Source organism: Pseudomonas sp. BN417, assembly GCF_029871205.1.
Taxonomy (GTDB): domain Bacteria; phylum Pseudomonadota; class Gammaproteobacteria; order Pseudomonadales; family Pseudomonadaceae; genus Metapseudomonas.
Genome location: NZ_SSOJ01000139.1, coordinates 155,053 through 177,087 on the forward strand (window position 1 = coordinate 155,053; position 22,035 = coordinate 177,087).

Sequence of the window (22,035 nt, forward strand, 5' to 3'; positions counted from 1 at the left end):
GGAAACCTCGAGTTGAAATGCGACGCGCAGATGTAAGGCATTTCCGACAGAGGCGTGCTGACCTGGGTCAAGAGGGCATGGTGTGACGGGGGAGTCAGGCCATTCCCAGAGTGGCCAGGGCCTTCTCCAGCCGCTTGGCCCGTGGCCCGCTGGCGATATCCAGCACGCCCTGGTCACGCTTCCACAGCTCGGCCCATTCCGCCGGGCCGGCGGCGAAGGCGGCGTCCAGCTCGGGCTTCAAGGCCTTGAACTCGACGAAAAGCGCCGCCAGCAACAGGTGCATGGTCGATGCGGTGGCGCACTGGCGGGAAACTTCCGCGGCGCCGGTGAGCAGGGCCAGCAGACGCAACTGCAGCGCCTGCGGCCAGGCGCAATCGCGGCCCACGCCGTAGAGCCAGGCGCAGAGCGCGCTCAGCACATGGAGGTCCTCGATGCTGCGGAAGGGCTTCACATAGGCATCCCAGCCATCGCCGGCCAGGCGTTCGCAATGGGCGCCGTCCAGGTGCAGGCGCGCGTGGGGCACGTCGGGCATCAGCGGTAGCGGCTTGAGGGTTTCGATGCGCACGCCGGGGGCGCCGTTGCGCACCACGGTCAGGGCCAGGCGCGGCGGTTGCCCTTCGACGTCCTCGCGGGCCGCCACCAGCAGCCAGTCGGCGGCATCGGCGGCGGTGACGAAATCCTTACGGCCGCTGAGGCTGAGGCCGCTGAGGCGGGTTTGCATGTCCGCCGGGCGTACGCTGCGGTTTTCGGTCACGCACAGTGCGCCGAGGCTCAGCGGCGCCGAAGGCCAGAGCAGACGCAGGGCGCCCTGGTAGCCGGCGAGGAAGGCCAGGCCGGGGGTGGGCGCGAGCTTGCCGCCGAGCACCGCCAGTTCGAAAGGCGTGACCTCGCCAAGGCGTTCCAGCAAGGCGCCGTACCAGTCGTCCAAGGGTTGGCCGGAAGGCAGGCGGGCGGTGGCTTCGAGCAGGCGTTGCCAGGGCATGGAGGGCTCCTTGGGGGCTGTCATACAAGCATCATGGGACCGTCACGGGGGTGACACCGGGTCTACCTAGCCTGAGCTTGCACAACAAGATCGTCCGGCTGCAACCGGGATCGAGCCGGCCTACGGAGGCTTATTCATGACCCAGATCGCCATGACCCGCGACAGCGTCGCATCCAACGGGAAGAGTCCTCGCCGCCTGCAGGCCGAGCGCCTGGACGGCGTAGCCGCGCTGCGCGAGGCGCAAGCCCTGCGCTTTCGCGTATTCAGCGCCGAGTTCGACGCCAAGCTGCAAGGCGCCGAGTTCGGCCTCGACATGGATGACTACGATCCGCACTGCCAGCACATCGGTGTGCGCGACCTGGACAGCGGCGAGCTGGTCGCCACCACCCGCCTGCTCGACCACCAGGCCGCCCACGACCTGGGCCGCTTCTACAGCGAGGAGGAGTTCAGCCTCCACGGCCTTGGCGAGCTGCAAGGTCCGGTGCTGGAGATCGGCCGCACCTGCGTCGCCCCCGCCTACCGCAACGGCGCCACCATCGCCGTGCTCTGGGGTGAGCTGGCCGAGGTGCTGAACCAGGGCGGCTACCGCTACCTGATGGGCTGCGCCAGCATCCCGATGCAGGACGGTGGCATCCAGGCCCAGGCCATCATGCAGCGCCTGCGCGAGCGCCACCTCTGCACCGAGCACCTGCGCGCGGAGCCGAAGAATCCGCTGCCGGCGCTGGAGCTGCCGGGTAACGTGATCGCCGAGATGCCGCCGCTGCTCAAGGCCTACATGCGCCTGGGCGCGAAGATCTGCGGCGAACCCTGCTGGGACCCGGACTTCCAGGTGGCCGACGTGTTCATCCTGCTCAAGCGCGACGAGCTCTGCCCGCGCTACGCCCGCCACTTCAAGGCCGCGGTCTGAGGCGGCCCATGCTGAAGTCCGCGCGTTTCTACGGGCGTGTCGCCCGTCTGCTTAGCGTGATCGGCCTTGGCCTCTTGCTGGCGGTCTGGGTCGGGCTGCTGGAGCGTTTCGCCCGGGGCGACCAGATGGCCACCCGGCAACGCCTGACCCGCTGGTTCCTCGCCCGCCTGGCCGGCGCCCTGCCGTTCCGCGTCAGCATCAACGGGCGCCTGCCCGAGGAGCCGATGCTCTGGGTCAGCAACCATGTGTCCTGGACCGATATCCCGCTGCTCGGCGCCCTGGCGCCGCTGTCGTTCCTGTCCAAGGCCGAGGTGCGGACCTGGCCGGTCGCCGGCTGGCTGGCGCACAAGGCCGGCACGCTGTTTATCCGCCGCGGTTCGGGCGATAGCGGCCTGGTGGGCCAGCAACTCGGCCGTCACCTGGGTGAGGGGCGTCACCTGCTGATCTTCCCGGAAGGCACCACCACCGACGGCAGCCTGCTGAAGACTTTCCACAGCCGCCTGCTGACCAGCGCGGTGGAAACCGAAGTGCCGGTGCAGCCGGTAGCCATCCGCTACCTGCGTGATGGCGAGCGCGATGGGGTTGCGCCTTTCATAGGCGAGGACGACCTGCTGTCGCACTTGGTGCGGCTGCTGCGCAGTGACCTGGCGGAGGTGCAGATCCAGCTGCTCGAGCCCATCCCCAGCCAGGGCCTCAGCCGTACTGTGTTGAGCCAGAAGGCGAAGAGCGCCGTGCAACGGGCGCTCTTCGGCGAGGAAGAAGAGGCGCTGGCTGCCTGAAGGGGCTCCAGCGCTGCGTTGAGTGATCAGCCCTGGCCGTTCGACGGCCAGTGGATCGGCGGCACCGTGAGGATGTCGCAGCTCAGCTCGCGCAGGGCGGCGTCGGCCACGCTGCCGATCAGCAGGCGTTTCATCCCCGTGAGCCCACGCGTGCCCATCACCAGCAGGTCGATGGCGTCACGCCCCACTACCCGGCGCAGGGCCGTCATCGGCTGGCCTTCCTCGACCAGGCGCTGGTCGACGAGGGCCTCCAGTTCTTCGCGAAGCAAGAACTCGTCCAGCGCCGCTCCGGCGCGGCGGCGCTCATTGGCCGCATAGTCGCCCGGAATCGCCCCGGCTCCGGCGCCAGCCGCCAGCAGCATGGTGCCGCCCAGCGGGTCGAAGGCATGCAGCGCCTTGGCGCCGGCCCCGGGCAGCAGGCCCAGTTCATGGACGGCGCGCGCGGCCTGGGCGGAAGCGGGGGAGCAGTCCAGCGCCAGTAGGGGCATTTTGTAGTCGGCGTCGGCTGCCTGGTTCACCAATAGCACCGGCACATGGCTGGTGCGCACCAGGCGTTCGAGGGTGGTGCCGACGAAGACGTCGCGCAGCGGGTTCTTGCGATGGCTGCCGACCACCAGCAGGTCAACGTCGGCGAAGCGGGTGCAGTCGGCGATGTGCTTGGCCGGGTCGCCGACTTCCACCCAGATTTCCGGGGCGCGCCCGGCCAGTTCGGTGAAGAAGTCCAGCTGCTCCAGCAAGTAGCGCCGGACCTGCTCCACCTCCAGCTCGACCCGCAGCTGCGGCTGGTCTTCGTCGACGACATGGATGATGAACCAGGGGCAATCGAATTGCCGGACCAGCCGCGCGGCTCGGTGCAGCGCACGGTCGGAACGGTTGGAAAGGTCTGTCGCCAGCATCAGCGCTTTCATCGTGCACCTCGGAAGCCAGGGTCTCTGGAGCCATTGCACTGCAAGTGCCGGGCTTTCCCGTTGATGCAGATCAAGCGACGCGCAGCTGGCTCCCCGCGAATTGCTGGAGCTGCGGATAGAACTGGCGGAAGTCCTCGCTGAGCGGCTGGTAGAGACTCTCCAGCTCAGCCATGGCGCCGGTTAGCGCTTCGGGTCGCGAGATACGCCGGGCCATGCCGTTGATGACCTGTTCCAGCACCTCGAAGTCGCGGTAGTTGCCGAGCCAGTCCTGGGCCGCCATGCGCGGGGCGATCAGCGCCAGGCGACCGGGTAGTTCGGCTTCGGCGCTCAGAACCCGGTAGACGTGGAGGGTGAAGGTGTCCAGCGGTTCGGCGGAGTAGAGCGCCCAGTCCCGGGCCAGGCAATGGTCGAAAAAGACGTCGAGCAGAATGCCGGAGAAGCGTCGGCGCTCGGCGGGGAAGCGCAGCCTGGCCTGGGCGATCAGCGGGTGGCTGTCGGTGAAGACGTCGATGCGCCGGTGCAGGCGGATGCCGGCTTCGATCTCCGCCGGCCAGCGACCGGCCAGCGGCCCCTTGACAAAGTCGCCGTAGAGGCTGCCGAGCAATTGCGCGGGCTGCGAGCCGCCGAGGTGGAGGTGGGCGAGGTAGTTCATCGGCTGAGCTTAACCCAGGGCGGTTCTATCATGAGTGTCGATGACGACTATCGTCGCAAACGATCTGTGTATCGTTTCTCATCGATATAAAGTTCGCTCCATTCCGATATACGAAACCCGGCCATGAGCACAGCCATAGACCTCGACGAAATCATCAAGGCACTGGCCCACCCGCTGCGGCGGGAGATGCTGCAGTGGCTCAAGGACCCGGAGAAATATTTCGTCGAACAGGACCACCCCTTCGAGATCGGCGTCTGCGCCGGCAAGTTCGACCAGCGCTGCGGGCTGTCCCAGTCCACCGTGTCGGCGCACCTGGCGACCTTGCAGCGCGCGGGACTCGTGACCAGCCGCAAGGTGGGCCAATGGAGTTTCTTCAAACGCAATGAAGCTGTCATCGCCGAATTTCTTCGCCAGATGAGCGACGAGCTGTAGCTGCAGCACCTGCCACCACCCGCAATCTTCCAAGGAGCAGGCCAATGCCTACTGCGCTTCTCGTCCTCGCCTTGTCCGCATTCGCCATAGGCACTACCGAATTCGTCATCATGGGGCTGTTGCCCGAGGTGGCTGCCGACCTGGGCGTGTCCATTCCCGGCGCCGGCTGGCTGGTCACCGGTTACGCCCTGGGCGTGGCCATCGGTGCGCCCTTCATGGCCATGGCCACCGCCAAGCTGCCGCGCAGGGGTGCACTGCTGGTGCTGATGGGGGTGTTCATCATCGGCAACCTGCTCTGCGCCATCGCCGCCAACTACGGCCTGCTGATGCTGGCGCGGGTAGTCACCGCGCTCTGTCACGGCGCCTTCTTCGGTATCGGCTCGGTGGTCGCCGCCAGCCTGGTGCCGGCCAACCGCAAGGCATCCGCCGTGGCCCTGATGTTCACCGGCCTGACCCTGGCCAACGTGCTCGGCGTGCCGCTCGGCACCGCCCTGGGCCAGGCCGCCGGCTGGCGTTCCACCTTCTGGGCGGTGACCCTGATCGGCGTGGCCGCTCTGGTCGGCCTCTGGCGTGTGCTGCCCCGCCAGCATGACGAGGAGGCCACCGACATCCGTGCCGAGTTCGCCGCCCTGCGCGGTGCCGGGCTCTGGCTGGCACTGTCCACCACCGTGCTGTTCTCCGCCGCGGTGTTCTGCATCTTCACCTACGTCGCCCCGTTGCTGGGCGAGGTGACCGGCGTTTCGCCCCGCGGCGTGACCTGGAGCCTGTTGCTGATCGGTTTGGGCCTGACCCTGGGCAATGTGATCGGCGGCCGCCTGGCCGACTGGAAGCTGGCGCAGACCCTGATGGGCGTGTTCGTCGCCCTGGCCATCGCCTCCAGTGCGCTGACCTGGACCAGCGCCGCGCTGATCCCCACGGAAATCACCCTGTTCCTCTGGGCCACGGCCGCCTTCGCCGCGGTGCCGGCCCTGCAGGTCAACGTGGTGGCCTTCGGCAGCGCCGCGCCGAACCTGGTTTCCACCCTGAACATCGGTGCCTTCAACGTGGGCAACGCCCTTGGCGCCTGGATTGGTGGCCTGGTCATCAGCCAGGGCTTCGGCCTCACCACTGTTCCCCTGGCCGCTGCCGTGCTGGCGATCCTTGCCCTGATAGCGACCCTGCTCACCTTCAGCAACCGTAATCCCGAGCTGCAAGCAGCTCTCGACTGACCCGAGGTAACTGACATGCCCACGCTCTTCGACCCGATCAAGATCGGCGACCTGGAACTCTCCAACCGCATCATCATGGCGCCGCTGACCCGCTGCCGCGCCGACGAAGGCCGTGTGCCCAACGCGCTGATGGCCGAGTACTACACCCAGCGCGCATCCGCCGGGCTGATCATCAGCGAAGCCACCTCGGTGACCCCGCTGGGAGTCGGCTACCCGGACACCCCCGGCATCTGGTCCGACGAGCAGGTGAAGGGCTGGAGCAACATCACCAAGGCGGTGCACGCCAACGGCGGCAAGATCGTCCTGCAACTCTGGCACGTGGGGCGCATCTCCGACCCCAGCTACCTGGGCGGCGAAGCCCCGGTGGCGCCTAGCGCCATCGCCGCCAAGGGCCACGTCAGCCTGCTGCGCCCGCTGCGTGACTTCCCGGTGCCCCGCGCGCTGGAAACCGAGGAGATCGCCGACATAGTCGAGGCTTACCGCGTGGGTGCCGAGAACGCCCAGGCCGCCGGCTTCGACGGGGTGGAGATCCACGCCGCCAACGGCTACCTGCTGGACCAGTTCCTCCAGGACAGCACCAACCAGCGCACCGACCAGTACGGCGGCTCCATCGAGAATCGCGCCCGTCTGCTGCTGGAAGTCACCGATGCGGCAATCAAGGTCTGGGGCGCCGGCCGCGTCGGCGTGCACCTGTCGCCGCGAGCGGACCTCCATGACATGAGCGATTCCGACCTGGGCGCCACCTTCGGCTACGTCGCCCGCGAACTGGGCAAGCGTGGTGTGGCCTTCATCTGCGCCCGCGAGAAGGAGGGCGAGGACAGCCTGTCGCCGCAGCTCAAGGAAGCCTTCGGCGGTGTGTTCATCGCCAACGAGCGCTTCACCAAGGGCAGTGCCGAAGCCTGGCTTGAAAGCGGCAAGGCCGATGCCGTCGCTTTCGGTGTCCCCTTCATCGCCAACCCGGACCTGCCCGAGCGCCTGCGCCTGGACGCACCGCTGAACGAGCCGCGTCCCGAGCTCTTCTACGCCAAGGGCCCGGTGGGCTACATCGACTATCCGCGGCTGTAATCCGGACCACCCGGCAAAAGCCCCGCCCCCGCAAGGCGGGGCTTTTTCGTTGCGGGAAGGACTGGGCGGGGGCCTTGTAGGGGCGAATTCATTCGCCAAGGACCGCGCAGCGGTCCCAGATCGGCCTCGGGAAAGCGCAGACCTTCGGCCTGCCTGGCGAATGAATTCGCCCCTACAGGTGTCTTGCCAAGCCCCAAGATTCGTTTCCTCTGGTAGCTTTGCACCATCGTCCGCTTGCCCGGGTGGATTTTCACGGGCGGCGGCGGAACCCGGCCGCGTTTCCTGTGACCAATGGAGCCTTGGCCGAGTCTTCTCCGCCGTCAGCGACATGCCTAAGGAACCCCGCATGCACAGATCGATACGCCCCCTCATTGCCCTGCTCGGCGCCCTGGCCTTGCCGGTGCAGGCCAGCTGGTACCTGGACAACGAGTCGTCGCGGATCTCCTTCATCTCCACCAAGGCCGGCAGCATCTCCGAGGTGCACCGTTTCCTCACCCTGCACGGCAAGATCGACAACGGTGGCAAGGCGCACCTCAGCGTCGAGCTGGAGTCGGTCAGTACCGGAGTGCCCCTGCGCGACCAGCGCCTGCGCGAGCAGTTCTTCGAGATCGGCAAGTACCCCGAGGCAGAGGTCAGCGCCCAGCTCGACCTGCGTCCCATCACCGACCTGGCTCCCGGCGCCCAGCTGGAGCTCAGCCTGCCGTTGAAGGTGAAGCTCAGGAACCGGGAGCACGAGTATCGAGCGGAGCTGCTGGCCACGCGCCTGGATGACCTTCGCTTCCAGGTGGTGACCCTCGCGCCGCTGGTGCTGCAGGTGGAGGACTTCGGCCTGACCGCAGCGCTGGATGGCCTGCGCAAGGTGGCCGGCTTGCCGGGCATCAGCCTGTCGGTGCCGGTGGGCGCCGTGCTGATCTTCACGGCGCGCTGATGGGGCAGATCTTCCCCTGGAAGTCCGGCAACCGCTTCGAGCTGTTGATCGACGGCCCGCAGTTCTTCCCGCCCATGCTTACGGCCATCGCCCGTGCCGAGCATCAGGTCGCGCTGGAACTCTATCTGGTGGAAGACGGCGAGTGCAGCGAAGCCCTGGTGGATGCCCTCTGCGTTGCCGCGGTGCGCGGCGTGCGGGTGCGCTGCCTGTTCGACGGCTTCGGCTGCCTGCGCCTGGGCGTGGCACTGCGCGAGCGCCTGTCCCGATCCGGCGTGATGCTGCAGCTCTACAACCCCCTGCGCTGGCGGCAAGGGCTGAGCAACCTGTACCGCGACCACCGCAAGATCCTGGTGGTGGACGACCGCGTGGCCTTTGTCGGCGGCACCGGCTCCACCGACGAATTCTGGGACCCCAGCCAGGAGACCAGCCGCTGGCATGAGGTGATGGTGGCCATCGAAGGGCCGCTGGTGGCGCACTGGCAACTGATCTTCGACTTCCAGTGGCTGGCCAACCTCGGCCGCCGTCCCTGGAAGCCCGGCGAAGCCCCGGGCCTGGCGCGCCTGCCACCCTACCCGGCGGTGGGCGAGGGCCTGGGCCGGCTGGCCTATGCCGATGCCAGCCAACACCGCGACATCGTCCAGTCGCTGGTGCGCAGCATCCGCACGGCGCGCAATCGCGTGTGGCTGGCGACCCCCTATTTCCTGCCGAGCTGGAAGGTCCGTCGCGCCCTGCTCAAGGCCGCCCAACGCGGTGTCGAAGTGCGCCTGTTGCTCACCAGCCGGCACACCGACCACCCGCCAGTGCGCTTCGCCGGCCAGCGTTACTACCCACGCCTGTTGCGCGCCGGGGTACGGATATACGAGTTCCAGCAGCGCTTCCTGCACCTCAAGATGGCGCTGGTGGACGACTGGGTCAGCGTGGGTTCCTGCAACTTCGATCACTGGAACCTGCGCTTCAATCTGGAGGCCAACCTGGAGGCAATGGATCCGAGCTTCACCGAGGCGGTGGCTACCTGCATGCGCCAGGACTTCTCCGATAGCCGAGAAATCACCATGGATGATTGGCATGCCAGACCCCTGGTCAAGCGCCTGCGTCAACGGCTCTGGGGTTGGTTGGACCGGCTGGTGGTGAACCTGCTCGACCGCCGCCGCTAGGCGCTCGGACGCAGGGGCCGCACTTTCGTCGGGTGCGCGCGGGTCGACGCCGGGCTAGCCTTGCTCCACTACGACAAGAGGGAGTGGCTGCATGGGCCGCCGATACCTGCCGATCCTGCTGCTTTGTGCCGTGCTCGGCGGCTGTTCAACACCAGGTGCGTTCTTCGGTGCCACTGAAGGGCCGCAGTTCCAGACGGCGGCGCCCAGTGACGGCGAGCACGCGCTGGTCTACCTCTATCGGCCGCAGAGCGAATGGGCGGACCAGGAGCTGGAGGCTCCCGGCATTTTCCTCAACAACGAGCTGATCGGCAGTCTGCCGAGCAATGGCTACCTGGTGTTGGAGTTCGACGCTGCCAGCTACCAGCTGGAGATGCGCCGGCCGCTCTTCGGCAGCTACTGGACCCTGCTCGCCGACGGCCCGCTGGACTTCACCCTGATCACCTCCTTTGCCCTGGATGCGACGGCTGGGCGGACCTACTACCTGCGCTACGACGAACTGGACCCGCCGCCGAAGAACAGCGAGCAGCCCGCTGCCGGCAACGGTCCGATGCAGCTGGTGGAGGAATCGCTGGGCGGCGAGGAGATCACCGCCACTCGCCAGGTGCAACCGAGCGAGCGCATCGCCGCCAGCGGCGAGCGGGTGCGGCCGCAACTGGGCTTCTGGCGTGGCGTCGGCCGGGCGCTGGACAAGATCGGCATCTGAAGCGCCGCCCGTCCCTGTAGTAGGGGCCTATTACCCGGTGTGAATGAGCCCGGGGATAATTGGCTAACCTTTGAAGCCCAGGGCTTCCAATCCAGGAGGAGGATGCGACATGGCCGCGAAGAAGATTCTGATGCTGGTTGGCGACTACGCCGAAGACTACGAAACCATGGTGCCCTTCCAGGCGCTGTCGATGGTCGGCCATACCGTGCATGCAGTATGCCCGGACAAGATCACCGGGCAGAGCGTGCGCACCGCCATCCATGATTTCGAAGGCGACCAGACCTACAGCGAGAAGCCGGGCCACAATTTCGCCCTCAACTTCGACTTCGCCAAGGTCAAGGCGGCGGACTACGACGCCCTGCTGATCCCGGGCGGCCGCGCGCCGGAGTACCTGCGCCTGAATGCCCGGGTACTGGAACTGGTCAAGGAGTTCGACAAGGCCGGCAAGCCCATCGCCGCCGTCTGCCATGGCGCCCAGCTGCTGGCCGCGGCCGGTGTGCTGGAAGGCCGCGAGTGCAGCGCCTACCCGGCCTGCGCGCCGGAAGTGCGCCTGGCCGGTGGCACCTTCGTGGATATCCCGGTGGATGGTGCCCATGTGCAGGGCAACCTGGTCACGGCCCCGGCCTGGCCGGCCCATCCCGCCTGGCTGGCGGGCTTTCTCAAGCTGCTGGGGACGAAGATAGAGCTCTAGGTTCGCGCCCTTCGCAGGAGCCAGCTTGCTGGCGAAAGCCTTTTCGCGAGCAAGCTCGCTCCTACATCCGTAGCCCGGATGAAATCCGGGAAGGCTTCACGCACGATTCCCCGGATTGCATCCGGGCTACAGGTGCGAAGCAAAAACCAGGAGGCGCCTATGTGCGAGCTCTACGTCAAGGCCGACCCGATTCTCTACGAGTCCCGCTCGCGCTCGTTGCGCATCCGTGGGGTGGTGACCACCCTGCGCCTGGAGAACCAGTTCTGGGACATCCTGCGGGAAATCGCCGAGGTGGACGGCATGACCACCAACCAGCTCATCGCCAAGCTCTACGACGAGGTGATGGATTACCGCGGCGAGGTGGTCAACTTCGCTTCCTTCCTGCGCGTCAGCTGCACCCGCTATCTGGCCCAGCGCCGCGCCACGGTCGTCGAACTGCCGAAGGCGCGGAGCGCCTCCTGATCAGCAGACCTGCTCGACCCAATCGTTCAGGTTGTAGTAGTTGGTCACGCGGGCGACCTTGCCGCAGTGGATATGGAAGAAGGCCCCGGCCGGCAACACGTAGGTCTGCCCCTTGGCCGGCGGCAGCCCTTCGTCGTCGGCCAGGTACTGGCCGTGCACCACGAACTCGGCGGCGGCGCGGCTGCCATCGGCGTTCTGCATGATCACGATGTCGGAGAGCCGCTCCTTGTAGCAGCGATTCATCTTGTCCATGAAGGCCGCGAAGGCGGCCTTGCCCATCTGCCGTTCACCCTGGTTGATGTCGTGCACCACGTCCTCGCTGAGCAGGGCGAGGAAAGCCGGCATGTTCCCGGCGTTGAAGGCGTCGTAATAGGCTTGCACCAGTTCGGTAGCGGTCATGGTTGGGTTCCTGTCGCAATGGGGTCAGTCGGTCCGTGCCCGGCATGATAGGTTCTTGGCCCATACCCGGCTTAGCCAGGGGCGTCATCCACATCGCCAGAACGACCGCATCCATGCATATCCGCCTGCTCCAAGGCGCCGCGATCGCGCCCCATATCGACGACCTCGCCCGCCTGCGCCTGACGGTATTCCGCGAGTTTCCCTATCTCTATGACGGCACGCTGGAGTACGAAGCGCGTTACCTGGCCACCTATGCCGAGTCCCCGGAAAGCCTGTTCGTCCTGGCCCTGGACGGCGAGCGGGTGGTGGGAGCCTCCACCGGCCTGCCCATGGCGGATGAGACCGAGGCGTTCCAGCGGCCGTTCCGCGAGCGAGGCTGGGACCCGCAGCGAATCTTCTACTTCGGCGAGTCGGTGCTGCTGCCTGAATACCGTGGCAGCGGCCTCGGTGTGCGCTTCTTCGCCGAGCGCGAGGCCTATGCGCGGCATTTGGGGCGCTTCGAGCATTGCGCCTTCTGTGCGGTGGAGCGGCCGGCCGACCACCCGCGGCGCCCGCCCGGCTACCAGCCGCTCAATGAATTCTGGGCGCGGCGCGGCTACCACCACCACCCGGAACTGCGCACCGAGTACCACTGGCGCGACCTGGACGAGCAAAGCGAGTCGGCCAAACCCATGTCCTTCTGGCTCAAGGAGCTCACCCCATGATCAGGATCGCAGCCTGCCAGTACGCCATCGAGCTCCATGAAAGCTGGGAGGCCTATGCCGCCCACCTGGAAGGCCTCTGCGCTGAGGCGGCGGCTCGGGGCGCGAAGCTGCTGGTCCTGCCGGAATACGCCGGCCTGGTGCTGGCGGGCCAGTTGCCGCAGGCGGAGCGCGGTGACCTGCAGGCGTCCATCGCCGGCATCCAGCCGTTGTTGCAGGATTGGCGGGCCCTGTGCACCGGCATTGCGGCCAGGCTCGGCGTCTACCTGCAACCTGGCAGCCTGCCGGTGCGCGATGCCGATGGGCGCTACCGCAACCGCGCCTGGCTGTTCGGCCCGGGCGGCGAACTGGGCTTCCAGGACAAGCTGATCATGACCCGCTTCGAGCGCGAGCAATGGGGCATCGCGGCGGGGGAGGGGCTCAAGGTGTTCGATACGGCCGTCGGAAGGCTGGGCATCCTGATCTGCTACGACAACGAATTCCCGCTGCTGGCGCACACCCTGGCCGAGGGAGGCGCCGACCTGATCCTCGCGCCCAGTTGCACCGACACCGAGGCCGGATACCACCGGGTACGCATCGGCGCCCAGGCCCGGGCCCTGGAAAACCAGATTGCCGTCCTGCAGGCACCCACGGTCGGCCTGGCACCCTGGTCTCCGGCGCTGGACGAGAACATCGGCCGCGCCGGCCTCTATGTGCCGCCGGACTACGGCATGCCCAGCAATGGCGTGATCGCCGAAAGCGCCGAGCTCTGCCCGGCCACCAGCCAGTGGCTGATCTGCAACCTGGATCTGGATGAGGTCCGCCGGGTGCGCGCCGAAGGCCAGGTATTCACCCGCCGCGACTGGCCGGAGCAGTTCGGGCAGGCGATGCTTCTGTAGATTGGTGCTTCGTAGGATGGGTTGAGCGGAGCGATACCCATCGCGTCCTCCTGGGCATCGTTGATGGGTATCGCAGGCTCCACCCATCCTACAGTTGCGAGCGCCAGGAACGAAAAAGCCCGGCACAAGGCCGGGCTTCTTCATGAGGCGCTGGAGGCTTACTTCACTTCCACCGCCAGGTTCTCGGCGATCTTCTTCTGCCAGATCGCCGGGCCGGTGATGTGCACCGACTCGCCGTTGGTGTCGACGGCCACGGTCACCGGCATGTCCTTCACGTCGAACTCGTAGATGGCTTCCATACCCAGTTCAGCGAAGGCCAGGACCTTGGATTTCTTGATCGCCTGGGCCACCAGGTAGGCGGCGCCGCCGACGGCCATCAGGTACACGGCCTTGTTGTCCTTGATCGCGTCGATGGCGATGGGGCCGCGCTCGGACTTGCCGATCATGCCCAGGAGGCCTGTGCTCTCGAGGATCTGGCGGGTGAACTTGTCCATCCGCGTCGCGGTGGTCGGGCCAGCCGGACCAACCACTTCGTCACCGACCGGATCGACCGGGCCCACGTAGTAGATGAAGCGGCCCTTCAGGTCCACCGGCAGTTCTTCACCCTTGTTCAGCATGTCGACCATGCGCTTGTGCGCGGCGTCGCGGCCGGTGAGCATCTTGCCGTTGAGCAGGATGGTCTCGCCCGGCTTCCAGCTCTGCACTTCTTCCGGGGTGATGCTGTCCAGGTCGACACGGCGCGCCGACGGACCGGCTTCCCAGACGATCTCCGGGTAGGCGTCCATCGGCGGTGCTTCCAGCTCAGCCGGGCCGGAGCCGTCCAGCACGAAGTGGGCGTGACGGGTGGCGGCGCAGTTGGGGATCATGCACACCGGCAGCGAGGCGGCGTGGGTCGGGTAGTCCATGATCTTGACGTCGAGCACGGTGGTCAGGCCGCCCAGGCCCTGGGCGCCGATGCCCAGCTGGTTGACCTTCTCGAACAGCTCGAGGCGCATTTCCTCGATCTTGTTCTGCGGGCCGCGGGCTTTCAGCTCGTGGATGTCGATGGACTCCATCAACACTTCCTTGGCCATCACCGCGGCTTTCTCGGCGGTGCCGCCGATGCCGATACCGAGCATGCCCGGCGGGCACCAGCCGGCGCCCATGGTCGGGACGGTCTTCAGCACCCAGTCGACGATGGAGTCGGACGGGTTGAGCATGGCCATCTTCGACTTGTTCTCGGAGCCGCCGCCCTTGGCCGCGACGTCCACTTCCACGGTGTTGCCGGGGACGATGGAGTAGTGGATGACCGCCGGGGTGTTGTCCTTGGTGTTCTTCCTGCTGCCTGCCGGGTCGGCCAGGATGGACGCGCGCAGGACGTTCTCGGGCAGGTTGTAGGCGCGACGCACGCCCTCGTTGATCATGTCGTCGACGCTCATGGTGGCACCGTCCCAGCGCACGTCCATGCCAACGCGGACGAACACGGTGACGATACCGGTGTCCTGGCAGATCGGGCGGTGGCCGGTGGCGCACATGCGCGAGTTGATCAGGATCTGCGCCATGGAATCGCGCGCGGCGGGCGACTCTTCGCGCAGGTAGGCCTCGTGCATGGCCTGGATGAAGTCCACGGGGTGGTAGTAGGAGATGAACTGCAGGGCGTCGGCGACACTCTGGATCAGATCGTCTTGCTTGATCACGGTCATGGGTGCGCTCCTCTTAGAACGGGAACATCAGGGAAGCGCCGGACCACGACCCGGCGCGCGAGGCTAAAAAGGCGCCGCAGTATAGCGCGTGGTACCGGCCGGGCACAGTCGTCGGTAGTCGACCTTGGTCGGTTGTCGGACACTTCCTACGCACTATGAAATTTGTGATCACAAGGGTACATTGAAGGCACGGTGCCATTACGGGAAGGAGCCCATGAGCCCATCGAGCCAGCGGATAAGCCATAGAGCCTTGCAGAGTCTGCTGCTGAAGCGCTTTGGCATGGCCGTGGCCACCTACTCGATGATTCTGCTGCTGTGCTGGGTCGCCCTGCTGGGCGGCCTGTTCCGGGTCCCGGCATCCACCGCCATGATTGGCATCGGTCTGGTGGCGCTCTCCCAGCTCGTGCTGTTCTGGCTGTTCAGCAGCGGGCGCAACCTGCAGTTCAGCGACCCCAGCCTGACCGAGCCACAGGTCCTGCTCGCCCTCGGCTGGCATACCTGGCTGATGTCCATGGTCGACAGCGCCCGCGGCCCGCTGCTGGTGATCTACGTGCTGATCATGCTGTTCGGCGTATTCCAGCTCAAACCGAGGGTCTTCACCCGCTGTGCGGCGTTCGCCTTCTTCGCCTTTGCCGGCCTCAACCTGTTCGAAGCCTATCGGATGCAACTGGCCGAGCCGGCCCTGGCGCTACTGCAGGTCTGCGTGCTGTTCGTGCTGATGGTCTGGCTGAGCCTGTTCGCCAGCTATGTCCAGGCCCTGCGTCAACGCATGCGCCAGCGCCGCTTCGCGTTGCAGGCGCACCAGGACACCCTGCGCGGCATGATGCGCCAGCTGGAGGACCTGGTGGCCACCGACGAGCTCACCGGGCTGTTCAATCGCCGTCACTTCCTGCGCCTGGCCAGCCGCGAGCTGGAAAGCCTGGCGCCGAACCGCCAGCACGGCCTGTCGCTGATCGACCTCGACCATTTCAAGCGGATCAACGATCTCCACGGCCACGCCGCCGGTGACCGGGTGCTGCAGACCTTCGCCGCGGTAGCGCGGGCCTGCCTGCGCGACGGTGATGTGCTGGCGCGCTACGGCGGCGAGGAGTTCGTGCTGCTCTTGCCCAACTGCGACGCGGACCGCCTCACCGCCTGCTGCGAGCGCCTGCGCGAAGCCTTCGCCTGCGCCGAGCCAGTGGGCGTGCAGGTGGAGCGGTTGAGCCTCTCGGCGGGCATGACCCTGCTGGTCGCCGGGGAAGATCTGGATGATGCGCTGCAGCGTGCGGATCAGGCACTCTATCGGGCAAAGCGCGGCGGACGTAACCGCTGCGACGCCGCTTGGGAGGGGCAGGGTGCCTGAACTCGAAGTTGCCGGAAAACGCTGGACCGTGGCGCCTGCCAGTAACCTGCTGGACGCCCTGAACGCCGGGGGCTGCAAGGTGCCCTACAGCTGCCGTGCGGGCAGTTGCCATGCCTGCCGGGTCCGTTGCCTGTCCGGCGAGCCGGCGGACGCCAAGCCGGAAGCCCTCGACCGCCTCCAGCGCGCCGAGGGTTGGCGGTTGTCCTGCCAGTGCCTGGTGGTACAGGACCTGGTGGTGGAGGTGTTCGACCCGGTCCGCGATGGCATCGAGGCGCAGGTGCTGAGCCTCGACTGGCCGGCCCAGGATGTCCTGCGCCTGCGTCTCGCACCTTCCCGACCGCTGCGTTACAGCGCCGGCCAGCACCTGCTGCTGTGGAACGACGAAGGCATCGCCAGGCCCTATTCCCTGGCCAGCCTGCCCGACTGTGACGACTGGCTGGAGTTTCACCTCGATTGCCGTAGTCCCGGCCTGTTCAGCGACCGCGCGCGGCTACTGGCCCCAGGCGACCGGCTGCGCCTCGGCGAGCTGCATGGCGGTGCGCTTCACTACGATCCGGCCTGGGACACACGGCCCCTGCTGTTCCTCGCCTCGGGCACTGGCCTGGCGCCGCTCTGGGGCCTGTTGCGCGACGCCTTGCGGCACCATCACCAGGGGCCGATCCGCGTCATTCACCTGGCCCATGATCCCCGTGGGCATTACCTGGCCGAGCCCCTGGCGGAGCTGGCCGCGGCCCACCCCGGCCTGGCGTTGCAGCTGATCACAGCGGCCGAGCTGCCGGAGGTTTTGGCGCAATTCCGCCTTGTTTCGCGGCAGACCATCGCCTTACTCTGCGGCGATCCTGCCAGCGTCGAGGATTTCGCGCGCCGGCTCTACCTGGCCGGCCTGCCACGTAACCAGTTGCTGGCCGATACCTTCCTGACCCGCGAAGCCTGAAGCGGGCACTAGAACATCGAGGATTTCCCATGAGCGAGCACATTCTGGTCGAGCGCGAGCAGGGCCTGCTGACGCTGCGCATGCACCGCCCGGACAAGAAGAACGCGCTGACCCGCGCCATGTACAGCCGCATGGCCGAGGTGCTGGACGCGGCGCAGGAGGACCGGGAGGTCCGTGCGGTGCTGATCACCGGCGGCGAGGAGTGCTTCACCAGCGGCAACGACATCGTCGACTTCCTCCAGGAGCCGCCAACTGGCATGGACAGTCCAGTGTTCCAGTTCATGCGCGCTCTGTTCGATTTCACCAAGCCGGTCGTGGCCGCGGTCAGCGGCCCGGCGGTGGGCATCGGCACCACCCTGCTGCTGCACTGCGACCTGGTCTACGTCAGCTGCGACGCCAAGCTGAAGATGCCCTTCGTCAACCTTGGCCTCTGCCCCGAATTCGGCTCCAGCCTGATCCTGCCGCGCCTGCTCGGCCATGCGAAGGCGGCAGAGCTGCTGCTGCTGGGCGAGGGCTTCACCGGCGAGCAGGCGGCCAGCTGGGGCATCGCCAATGCCGCCCTGGAGAACGGCGCCATGACCTTTGCCCGTGCCCAGGAAGCCGCGCGCCGCTTCCTTGACCTGGCGCCCTCGGCGCTGGAAGTCAGCAAGCGCCTGATGCAGGCGCCGGGGCGCGAGGAGCTGCGCCGGGTCATCACCGAAGAGGGCGAGCTGTTCGGCCAGCGCCTGCGTTCGCCGGAAGCGGTGGAAGCCCTGTCGGCCTTCACTCAGCGGCGAAAACCGGATTTCTCGAAGTTCGTGTGATTACTTTGCGCCATCGGTGGGGCAGTTCTTGTGGGGGCGAATTCATTCGCTATGCAGGCCGCAGGCCTGCCCTGCCAGGCTGAAGGGGCAGCAAGCTGCCCTTAGCGAATGATTTCGCCCCCACAGGTTTCGTGCCACGGCCTGGCATCGATGGCCCAAAAAAAGCCGCCCCGAAGGGCGGCTTTTTCGTTCCAGGTCAGGTCAGACCAGCAGGTCGCCGACGTGGAGGATCTTCATGGTGTTGGTGCCGCCCTGGGTGGTGTAGCTGTCGCCCTTGGTCAGGATCACCCAGTCGCCCTTGGTCACCACGCCACGTTGCAGCAGTTCGTCCACGGCCATCTGGCTGACTTTTTCCGGGGGCAGCGCGGCAGCGTCGAAGGGGATGGTCTCGACGCCACGGAACAGCGCCACGCGGGCCTGGGTCTCGCGGTGCGGGGAGTAGGCGTAGATCGGCACCGAGGAGCGGATGCGCGACATGATCAGCGGCGTGTAGCCACTTTCGGTCAGGCAGATGATGGCCTTGATGCCGGGGAAGTGGTTGGCGGTGTACATGGACGCCAGGGCGATGCTCTCGTCGCAGCGCTCGAAGGTGTTGCCGATGCGGTGTCCGGAGCGGCGGGTGTCCGGGTGCTTCTCGGCGCCCTGGCAGATGCGGGCCATGGCCTGCACGGCTTCCACCGGGTACTCGCCGGCGGCGCTTTCGGCCGAGAGCATCACGGCGTCGGTGTAGTCGAGCACCGCGTTGGCTACGTCCGAGACTTCCGCGCGGGTCGGCATCGGGCTGTGGATCATCGACTCCATCATCTGGGTGGCGGTGATCACGGCTTTGTTGTAGCGGCGGGCGTGCAGGATGATCTTCTTCTGGATGCCCACCAGCTCGGCATCGCCGATTTCCACGCCGAGGTCGCCACGGGCCACCATCACCGCGTCGCTGGCGCGGATCAGGCCGTCGAGGGCTTCGTCGTCGGCCACGGCTTCGGCGCGTTCGATCTTGGCGACCAGCCAGGCCTTGCCACCGGCTTCGTCGCGCAGGCGGCGGGCCAGTTCCATGTCGGCGGCATCACGGGGGAAGGATACGGCCAGGTAGTCCAGTTCCATTTCCGCGGCCAGCTTGATGTCGGCCTTGTCCTTGGCGGTAAGGGCCGGGGCGGTGAGGCCGCCGCCGCGACGGTTGATGCCCTTGTGGTCGGACAGCGGGCCGCCGATCAGAACGCGGCAGTGCAGCTCGTCGGCGCTGGTGCTTTCCACACGCATGACCACGCGGCCGTCGTCCAGCAGCAGTTCATCGCCCACGCCGCAGTCCCTGACCAGGTCCGGGTAGTCGATGCCCACCACTTCCTGGTTGCCGGCATCGCGCGGATGGGTGACGGAGAAGCGGAAGTGGTCGCCTTCCTTCAGTTCGATGCGCTTGTTGGTGAACTTGGCGATGCGGATCTTCGGCCCTTGCAGGTCGCCGAGCAGGGCGACGAAGCGGCCGTGCTTGGCGGCAAGCTCGCGGACCAGTCGGGCGCGTGCCTTGTGTTCCTCGGGGCTGCCGTGGGAGAAGTTCAGGCGGGCGACGTTCAGCCCGGCGATGATCAGTTGCTCCAGGACCTCCGGGGAGTTGCTGGCCGGGCCGAGGGTGGCGACGATTTTGGTGCGGCGGAAGGGCATGCGAAGACTCCATTTTTCAAGCAGAGCCCGAGGCTACTACGCGAGGAAACTGTAGTCATTGTTACTTTTCACTACCCGCTGAATTGTTTCAGGTGGCCCGCCGGGCGGCATTATGGGTGCTCCGAGTTCAGCGCCTGGTCCAGGTGACGCGAGGCCTTGCCGGACAGGTCGCTGGCGGGGAACTGCACCAGCAATCGGCGCAGGTAGCCGATGGCCTTGTCGCGATTGGCGTGGGGATTGTCCGGCGCCAGGTACATCAGCCCCAGCTGGTAGAGCGCCTTCTCCTTGATATCCGGCTGCACATGGGCGTCGGAGAGGGCCAGCAGGTAGAGCTCTTCGGCTTCGGCGACGCGGTCCTTGAGCACGGCGCGGCGCGACAGCAGGGTCAGGTCCGGGTCCAGGCCCGCCTGGTAGAGGTCCAGGTTGTCGCTCGGCTGCCAGCTTGCGAGCAGCTCGCGGGAGCTCTTCTGCACCGGCTCCATTGCCCGCTGGCGGATCATCAGGATGCGCGCCTCGGCTCGTTCGGCGGCGCGGCTGGTGGGGAATTCGTTCAGCACCCGCTCCAGGCAGGCCAGCGCCTTGGCATCGTCGCGTTGGTCGTTGTAGCGGCTCATGTAGATCAGGCCGATCTGGTAGAGAGCGATGGCACGGACGTCATCGCTGAACTTGTCGTCGCGGTAGCCCACCAGGTAGATATCTTCCGCCTCAGGGCTCTTGGCGTCGCGTATGGCCATGGCGCTGTAAGTGAGCAGGTCGCCTTCCTCCTCCACCGCGGCGGCCATGCGCTTGCTCTTCATGGCCTTGTATTCCACCACTTCGTTGGTGGTGACCTGGGCGATGAACAGCGGGGTGGTGGGTGAACAGGCGCCCAGCAGGAGGCAGAGGGCGAACAGGGCAGGGCGCTTGGAATGCATGGCTGGACCGGGGCCGTTGGCGACCCCGGCAGTCTAGCAGTGGCCGGTCGCCACCTGAGGCAGGCGCCGGCACGACCAATCGGAGGTTATGCTTGGCGACGGCTTTTGCCCGGCGGCCTGAAGAAGCGGCGCGCCTGGCCGATATCCCGGTGGACGGAGGAATTACCCATGCGAACCCTGATCATCCTCACCCTGCTGGCGGCCACGGCGGGTTGCACCCGCTGGTCCCTCGACCATCACCTGAACAACGCCTATCGGTCCTATGCAAGGGGAAATTGCGAGGACGTGATGCTCGAACTGTCCAGGGTCGAGCGCAAGAGCCGCTCCCGCCAGTACCTGCAGCCGGAGATCTCGCTGCTGCGCGGACAGTGCCTGGAGCGCCAGAAGCTGTTTGTCGATGCCGCGCAGACCTACCAGTTCATCATCGCCCGCTACCCGACCAGCGAGTACGCATACCGGGCCAAGGCGCGCCTGGAGACGCTGCAGCAACTCGGCCGCCTGGGCGGCAGCACGACAAGCTCCAACCCCGTACCGCTCTGACCTCACGCAAGGCCATCGGTCGTGGCCGGCTTGAGCCGCGCCAGGCCATGGCTAAGCTGACCATCTATTCGAGGAGGCCTGGAATGCGCCACCTGTTGTGTTGCCTGTTGCTGGCTCCGGCTGTCGCCGGCGCCGAGATCTACCGCTGGACCGATGCCCAGGGGCAGGTGCATTTCAGCGAGAAGCCCCAGGCCGGGGCTGAGCAGGTGACGGTGAAACCCCAGGTGGTGGAGCGGGACCAGGCCACCCGGGAGCGCGAGGAACGCGCAGCGAAATTCTACGACGCGCGTCGCGACGAGCAGGCGGTCGCCGCCACCCGGGCCGCACAGGCGCGCGAGCAGCTGCAGAAAAGGTGCGGCGAACTGCGCGAGCAACAGGATCAGCTGAGCGACGGCGGGCCTTTCTATCGGCTCGACGAGCGGGGCGAGCGACAGTACTACACTGATGGACAGATCGAGACCATCCGTCGCCAACTCGCACAGAGCCTGGCGCGCGAATGCCAGTGAAGGTTGGTCCAGGCCAGCTATGAGTTCATACTGAAGCGCCATTAATAGCGATTTGATATCATGCCTACCAAGCGCCGTATCGAACGCCATCAGCTGCCTTATTACCTGAAGGTGTTCAATCGCTTCACCGACAAGCCCATGGGGTACCTGGGCAATGTTTCCCTGGACGGCCTGATGCTGATCAGCCAGCTGCCCATGCTGGTGGGTGCCCGTTTCGATATGCGCTTGAAGATTCCGGGCCAGGACGGGCAGTTGCACTTCATCGATTTCTACGCCACTTGCCAGTGGTGCCACGAGGATGTGACCCCCGGAAACTACGATTCGGGATTCTCCCTGGTGGCCCCGCCGACGGAATACGCCGATCTCATCGATGCCCTGCGTTTCTATTTCAGCTTTCGCCCTTTGGCCGCCTCGGCCTAAATCTGCCTGAAAGACGCGAATCCTTTGCCGGGCCATCCCGTAGGGTGCGCCGTGCGCACCGGGCAGTCGGCACAAGAACATCGGTGCGCGCAGCGCTCCCTACCTGACAGCCGTTGCTCACTTGGCGAATGAATTGGCTATGTCCACGTTAGCTGTTGCAATTCCGAACAGAAGTATCTAGCACGGGTCTTTCAGGCCTCCGCACCGGCCTGATACATCCCTCACCCCCGCCCCTCTCCCAGGGGTAGAGGGGTGACTCACGCCTGACAGGGCGCAGCAATCCTGATGCCTGCTCATTGCCTGAAGCTATGCAGAAGAGGTGGGGCGAGGACTCCGCCCCGTCAGCAGGCCGAGCGGAAGCGTTGCGCAGGGGGACGAGCGGCATGGATGCC

General features: G+C 66.5%; 25 protein-coding genes. 18 read left to right on the plus strand and 7 right to left on the minus strand.

Features of this window, described 5'->3' with window-relative positions:
• Positions 1–94 precede the first annotated feature (94 nt).
• Positions 95–982, minus strand: coding sequence for an acyl-CoA dehydrogenase family protein (locus tag E8F11_RS18910; protein ID WP_280290378.1), 888 nt, complete (start codon positions 980–982; stop codon positions 95–97).
• A gap of 136 nt (positions 983–1,118) precedes the next feature.
• Between E8F11_RS18910 and olsB the strand changes: the two genes are divergently transcribed.
• On the plus strand, positions 1,119–1,889 hold the full coding sequence (gene olsB, locus E8F11_RS18915) for an L-ornithine N(alpha)-acyltransferase (RefSeq protein WP_280290379.1): 771 nt from the start codon (positions 1,119–1,121) through the stop codon (positions 1,887–1,889).
• Between the two features lie 8 nt (positions 1,890–1,897).
• Positions 1,898–2,668, plus strand: coding sequence for a lysophospholipid acyltransferase family protein (locus E8F11_RS18920; RefSeq protein WP_280290380.1), 771 nt, complete (start codon positions 1,898–1,900; stop codon positions 2,666–2,668).
• Between the two features lie 26 nt (positions 2,669–2,694).
• On the opposite strand, the gene E8F11_RS18925 is transcribed toward E8F11_RS18920, so the two are convergent.
• Positions 2,695–3,576, minus strand: coding sequence for a universal stress protein (locus E8F11_RS18925; protein WP_280290381.1), 882 nt, complete (start codon positions 3,574–3,576; stop codon positions 2,695–2,697).
• A 70-nt stretch (positions 3,577–3,646) separates the two neighbouring features.
• Positions 3,647–4,228 (minus strand): ACP phosphodiesterase, encoded by a 582-nt coding sequence (locus E8F11_RS18930; protein ID WP_280290382.1) that lies wholly within the window; start codon positions 4,226–4,228, stop codon positions 3,647–3,649.
• A gap of 123 nt (positions 4,229–4,351) precedes the next feature.
• On the opposite strand from E8F11_RS18930, the gene E8F11_RS18935 reads away from it, so the two are divergent.
• The 8 genes from E8F11_RS18935 to E8F11_RS18970 all read left to right on the plus strand — a co-directional run bounded on the left by E8F11_RS18935 (position 4,352) and on the right by E8F11_RS18970 (position 10,871).
• On the plus strand, positions 4,352–4,660 hold the full coding sequence (locus E8F11_RS18935; protein ID WP_280290383.1) for a metalloregulator ArsR/SmtB family transcription factor: 309 nt from the start codon (positions 4,352–4,354) through the stop codon (positions 4,658–4,660).
• Positions 4,661–4,704: 44 nt separating this feature from the next.
• Positions 4,705–5,868 (plus strand): MFS transporter, encoded by a 1,164-nt coding sequence (locus tag E8F11_RS18940; RefSeq protein ID WP_280290384.1) that lies wholly within the window; start codon positions 4,705–4,707, stop codon positions 5,866–5,868.
• 15 nt (positions 5,869–5,883) lie between these two features.
• Positions 5,884–6,933, plus strand: a complete 1,050-nt coding sequence (locus tag E8F11_RS18945; RefSeq protein WP_280290385.1) for an alkene reductase — start codon at positions 5,884–5,886, stop codon at positions 6,931–6,933.
• A gap of 346 nt (positions 6,934–7,279) precedes the next feature.
• On the plus strand, positions 7,280–7,861 hold the full coding sequence (locus tag E8F11_RS18950) for a YceI family protein (protein WP_280290386.1): 582 nt from the start codon (positions 7,280–7,282) through the stop codon (positions 7,859–7,861).
• Entirely contained in the window at positions 7,858–9,015 is a 1,158-nt protein-coding gene (locus E8F11_RS18955; RefSeq protein WP_280290452.1) for a phosphatidylserine/phosphatidylglycerophosphate/cardiolipin synthase family protein, read from the plus strand. The genes E8F11_RS18950 and E8F11_RS18955 overlap by 4 nt, the downstream gene beginning before the upstream one ends.
• A gap of 91 nt (positions 9,016–9,106) precedes the next feature.
• Positions 9,107–9,718 (plus strand): DUF2846 domain-containing protein, encoded by a 612-nt coding sequence (locus E8F11_RS18960; protein ID WP_280290387.1) that lies wholly within the window; start codon positions 9,107–9,109, stop codon positions 9,716–9,718.
• A 109-nt stretch (positions 9,719–9,827) separates the two neighbouring features.
• Positions 9,828–10,409, plus strand: a complete 582-nt coding sequence (locus E8F11_RS18965; RefSeq protein WP_280290388.1) for a DJ-1/PfpI family protein — start codon at positions 9,828–9,830, stop codon at positions 10,407–10,409.
• 159 nt (positions 10,410–10,568) lie between these two features.
• Positions 10,569–10,871, plus strand: coding sequence for a ribbon-helix-helix domain-containing protein (locus E8F11_RS18970; RefSeq protein WP_280290389.1), 303 nt, complete (start codon positions 10,569–10,571; stop codon positions 10,869–10,871).
• Here E8F11_RS18970 and E8F11_RS18975 read toward each other — a convergent pair whose 3' ends face one another.
• The gene (locus E8F11_RS18975; protein WP_280290391.1) at positions 10,872–11,270 is read right to left on the minus strand and encodes a nuclear transport factor 2 family protein; all 399 of its coding nucleotides are present in this window, start codon (positions 11,268–11,270) and stop codon (positions 10,872–10,874) included.
• 113 nt (positions 11,271–11,383) lie between these two features.
• On the opposite strand from E8F11_RS18975, the gene E8F11_RS18980 reads away from it, so the two are divergent.
• A complete protein-coding gene (locus E8F11_RS18980; RefSeq protein ID WP_280290392.1) occupies positions 11,384–11,974 on the plus strand; it encodes a GNAT family N-acetyltransferase in 591 nt (196 codons plus the stop codon).
• On the plus strand, positions 11,971–12,849 hold the full coding sequence (locus E8F11_RS18985) for a carbon-nitrogen hydrolase family protein (protein ID WP_280290393.1): 879 nt from the start codon (positions 11,971–11,973) through the stop codon (positions 12,847–12,849). The genes E8F11_RS18980 and E8F11_RS18985 overlap by 4 nt, the downstream gene beginning before the upstream one ends.
• 158 nt (positions 12,850–13,007) lie before the next feature.
• On the opposite strand, the gene E8F11_RS18990 is transcribed toward E8F11_RS18985, so the two are convergent.
• On the minus strand, positions 13,008–14,531 hold the full coding sequence (locus tag E8F11_RS18990) for a fumarate hydratase (protein WP_280290394.1): 1,524 nt from the start codon (positions 14,529–14,531) through the stop codon (positions 13,008–13,010).
• A 214-nt stretch (positions 14,532–14,745) separates the two neighbouring features.
• Between E8F11_RS18990 and E8F11_RS18995 the strand changes: the two genes are divergently transcribed.
• From E8F11_RS18995 to E8F11_RS19005, 3 genes are read left to right on the plus strand one after another with little or no spacing between them, the layout of a single operon-like run.
• Positions 14,746–15,873, plus strand: a complete 1,128-nt coding sequence (locus E8F11_RS18995; RefSeq protein ID WP_280290395.1) for a GGDEF domain-containing protein — start codon at positions 14,746–14,748, stop codon at positions 15,871–15,873.
• Positions 15,866–16,807 carry an iron-sulfur-binding ferredoxin reductase gene (locus E8F11_RS19000; protein WP_280290396.1) on the plus strand — a complete coding sequence of 314 codons (942 nt, stop codon included), beginning with the start codon at positions 15,866–15,868 and terminating at the stop codon, positions 16,805–16,807. Before E8F11_RS18995 ends, E8F11_RS19000 begins: the two co-directional genes overlap by 8 nt.
• A 29-nt stretch (positions 16,808–16,836) precedes the next feature.
• On the plus strand, positions 16,837–17,610 hold the full coding sequence (locus E8F11_RS19005) for an enoyl-CoA hydratase (RefSeq protein ID WP_280290397.1): 774 nt from the start codon (positions 16,837–16,839) through the stop codon (positions 17,608–17,610).
• A 201-nt stretch (positions 17,611–17,811) separates the two neighbouring features.
• On the opposite strand, the gene pyk is transcribed toward E8F11_RS19005, so the two are convergent.
• Both pyk and E8F11_RS19015 read right to left on the minus strand, forming a co-directional pair.
• A complete protein-coding gene (gene pyk, locus E8F11_RS19010; RefSeq protein WP_280290398.1) occupies positions 17,812–19,263 on the minus strand; it encodes a pyruvate kinase in 1,452 nt (483 codons plus the stop codon).
• Positions 19,264–19,373: 110 nt separating this feature from the next.
• Positions 19,374–20,177, minus strand: coding sequence for a tetratricopeptide repeat protein (locus tag E8F11_RS19015; protein ID WP_280290399.1), 804 nt, complete (start codon positions 20,175–20,177; stop codon positions 19,374–19,376).
• Between the two features lie 168 nt (positions 20,178–20,345).
• On the opposite strand from E8F11_RS19015, the gene E8F11_RS19020 reads away from it, so the two are divergent.
• From E8F11_RS19020 to E8F11_RS19030, 3 genes are all read left to right on the plus strand, one after another.
• Positions 20,346–20,717: a tetratricopeptide repeat protein gene (locus E8F11_RS19020; protein ID WP_280290400.1), complete on the plus strand. Its 372-nt coding sequence runs from the start codon at positions 20,346–20,348 to the stop codon at positions 20,715–20,717.
• An 83-nt stretch (positions 20,718–20,800) separates the two neighbouring features.
• Positions 20,801–21,223: a DUF4124 domain-containing protein gene (locus E8F11_RS19025; RefSeq protein ID WP_280290403.1), complete on the plus strand. Its 423-nt coding sequence runs from the start codon at positions 20,801–20,803 to the stop codon at positions 21,221–21,223.
• A gap of 60 nt (positions 21,224–21,283) precedes the next feature.
• Entirely contained in the window at positions 21,284–21,643 is a 360-nt protein-coding gene (locus E8F11_RS19030) for a PilZ domain-containing protein (RefSeq protein WP_280290405.1), read from the plus strand.
• The last annotated feature ends 392 nt before the right edge of the window (positions 21,644–22,035 follow it).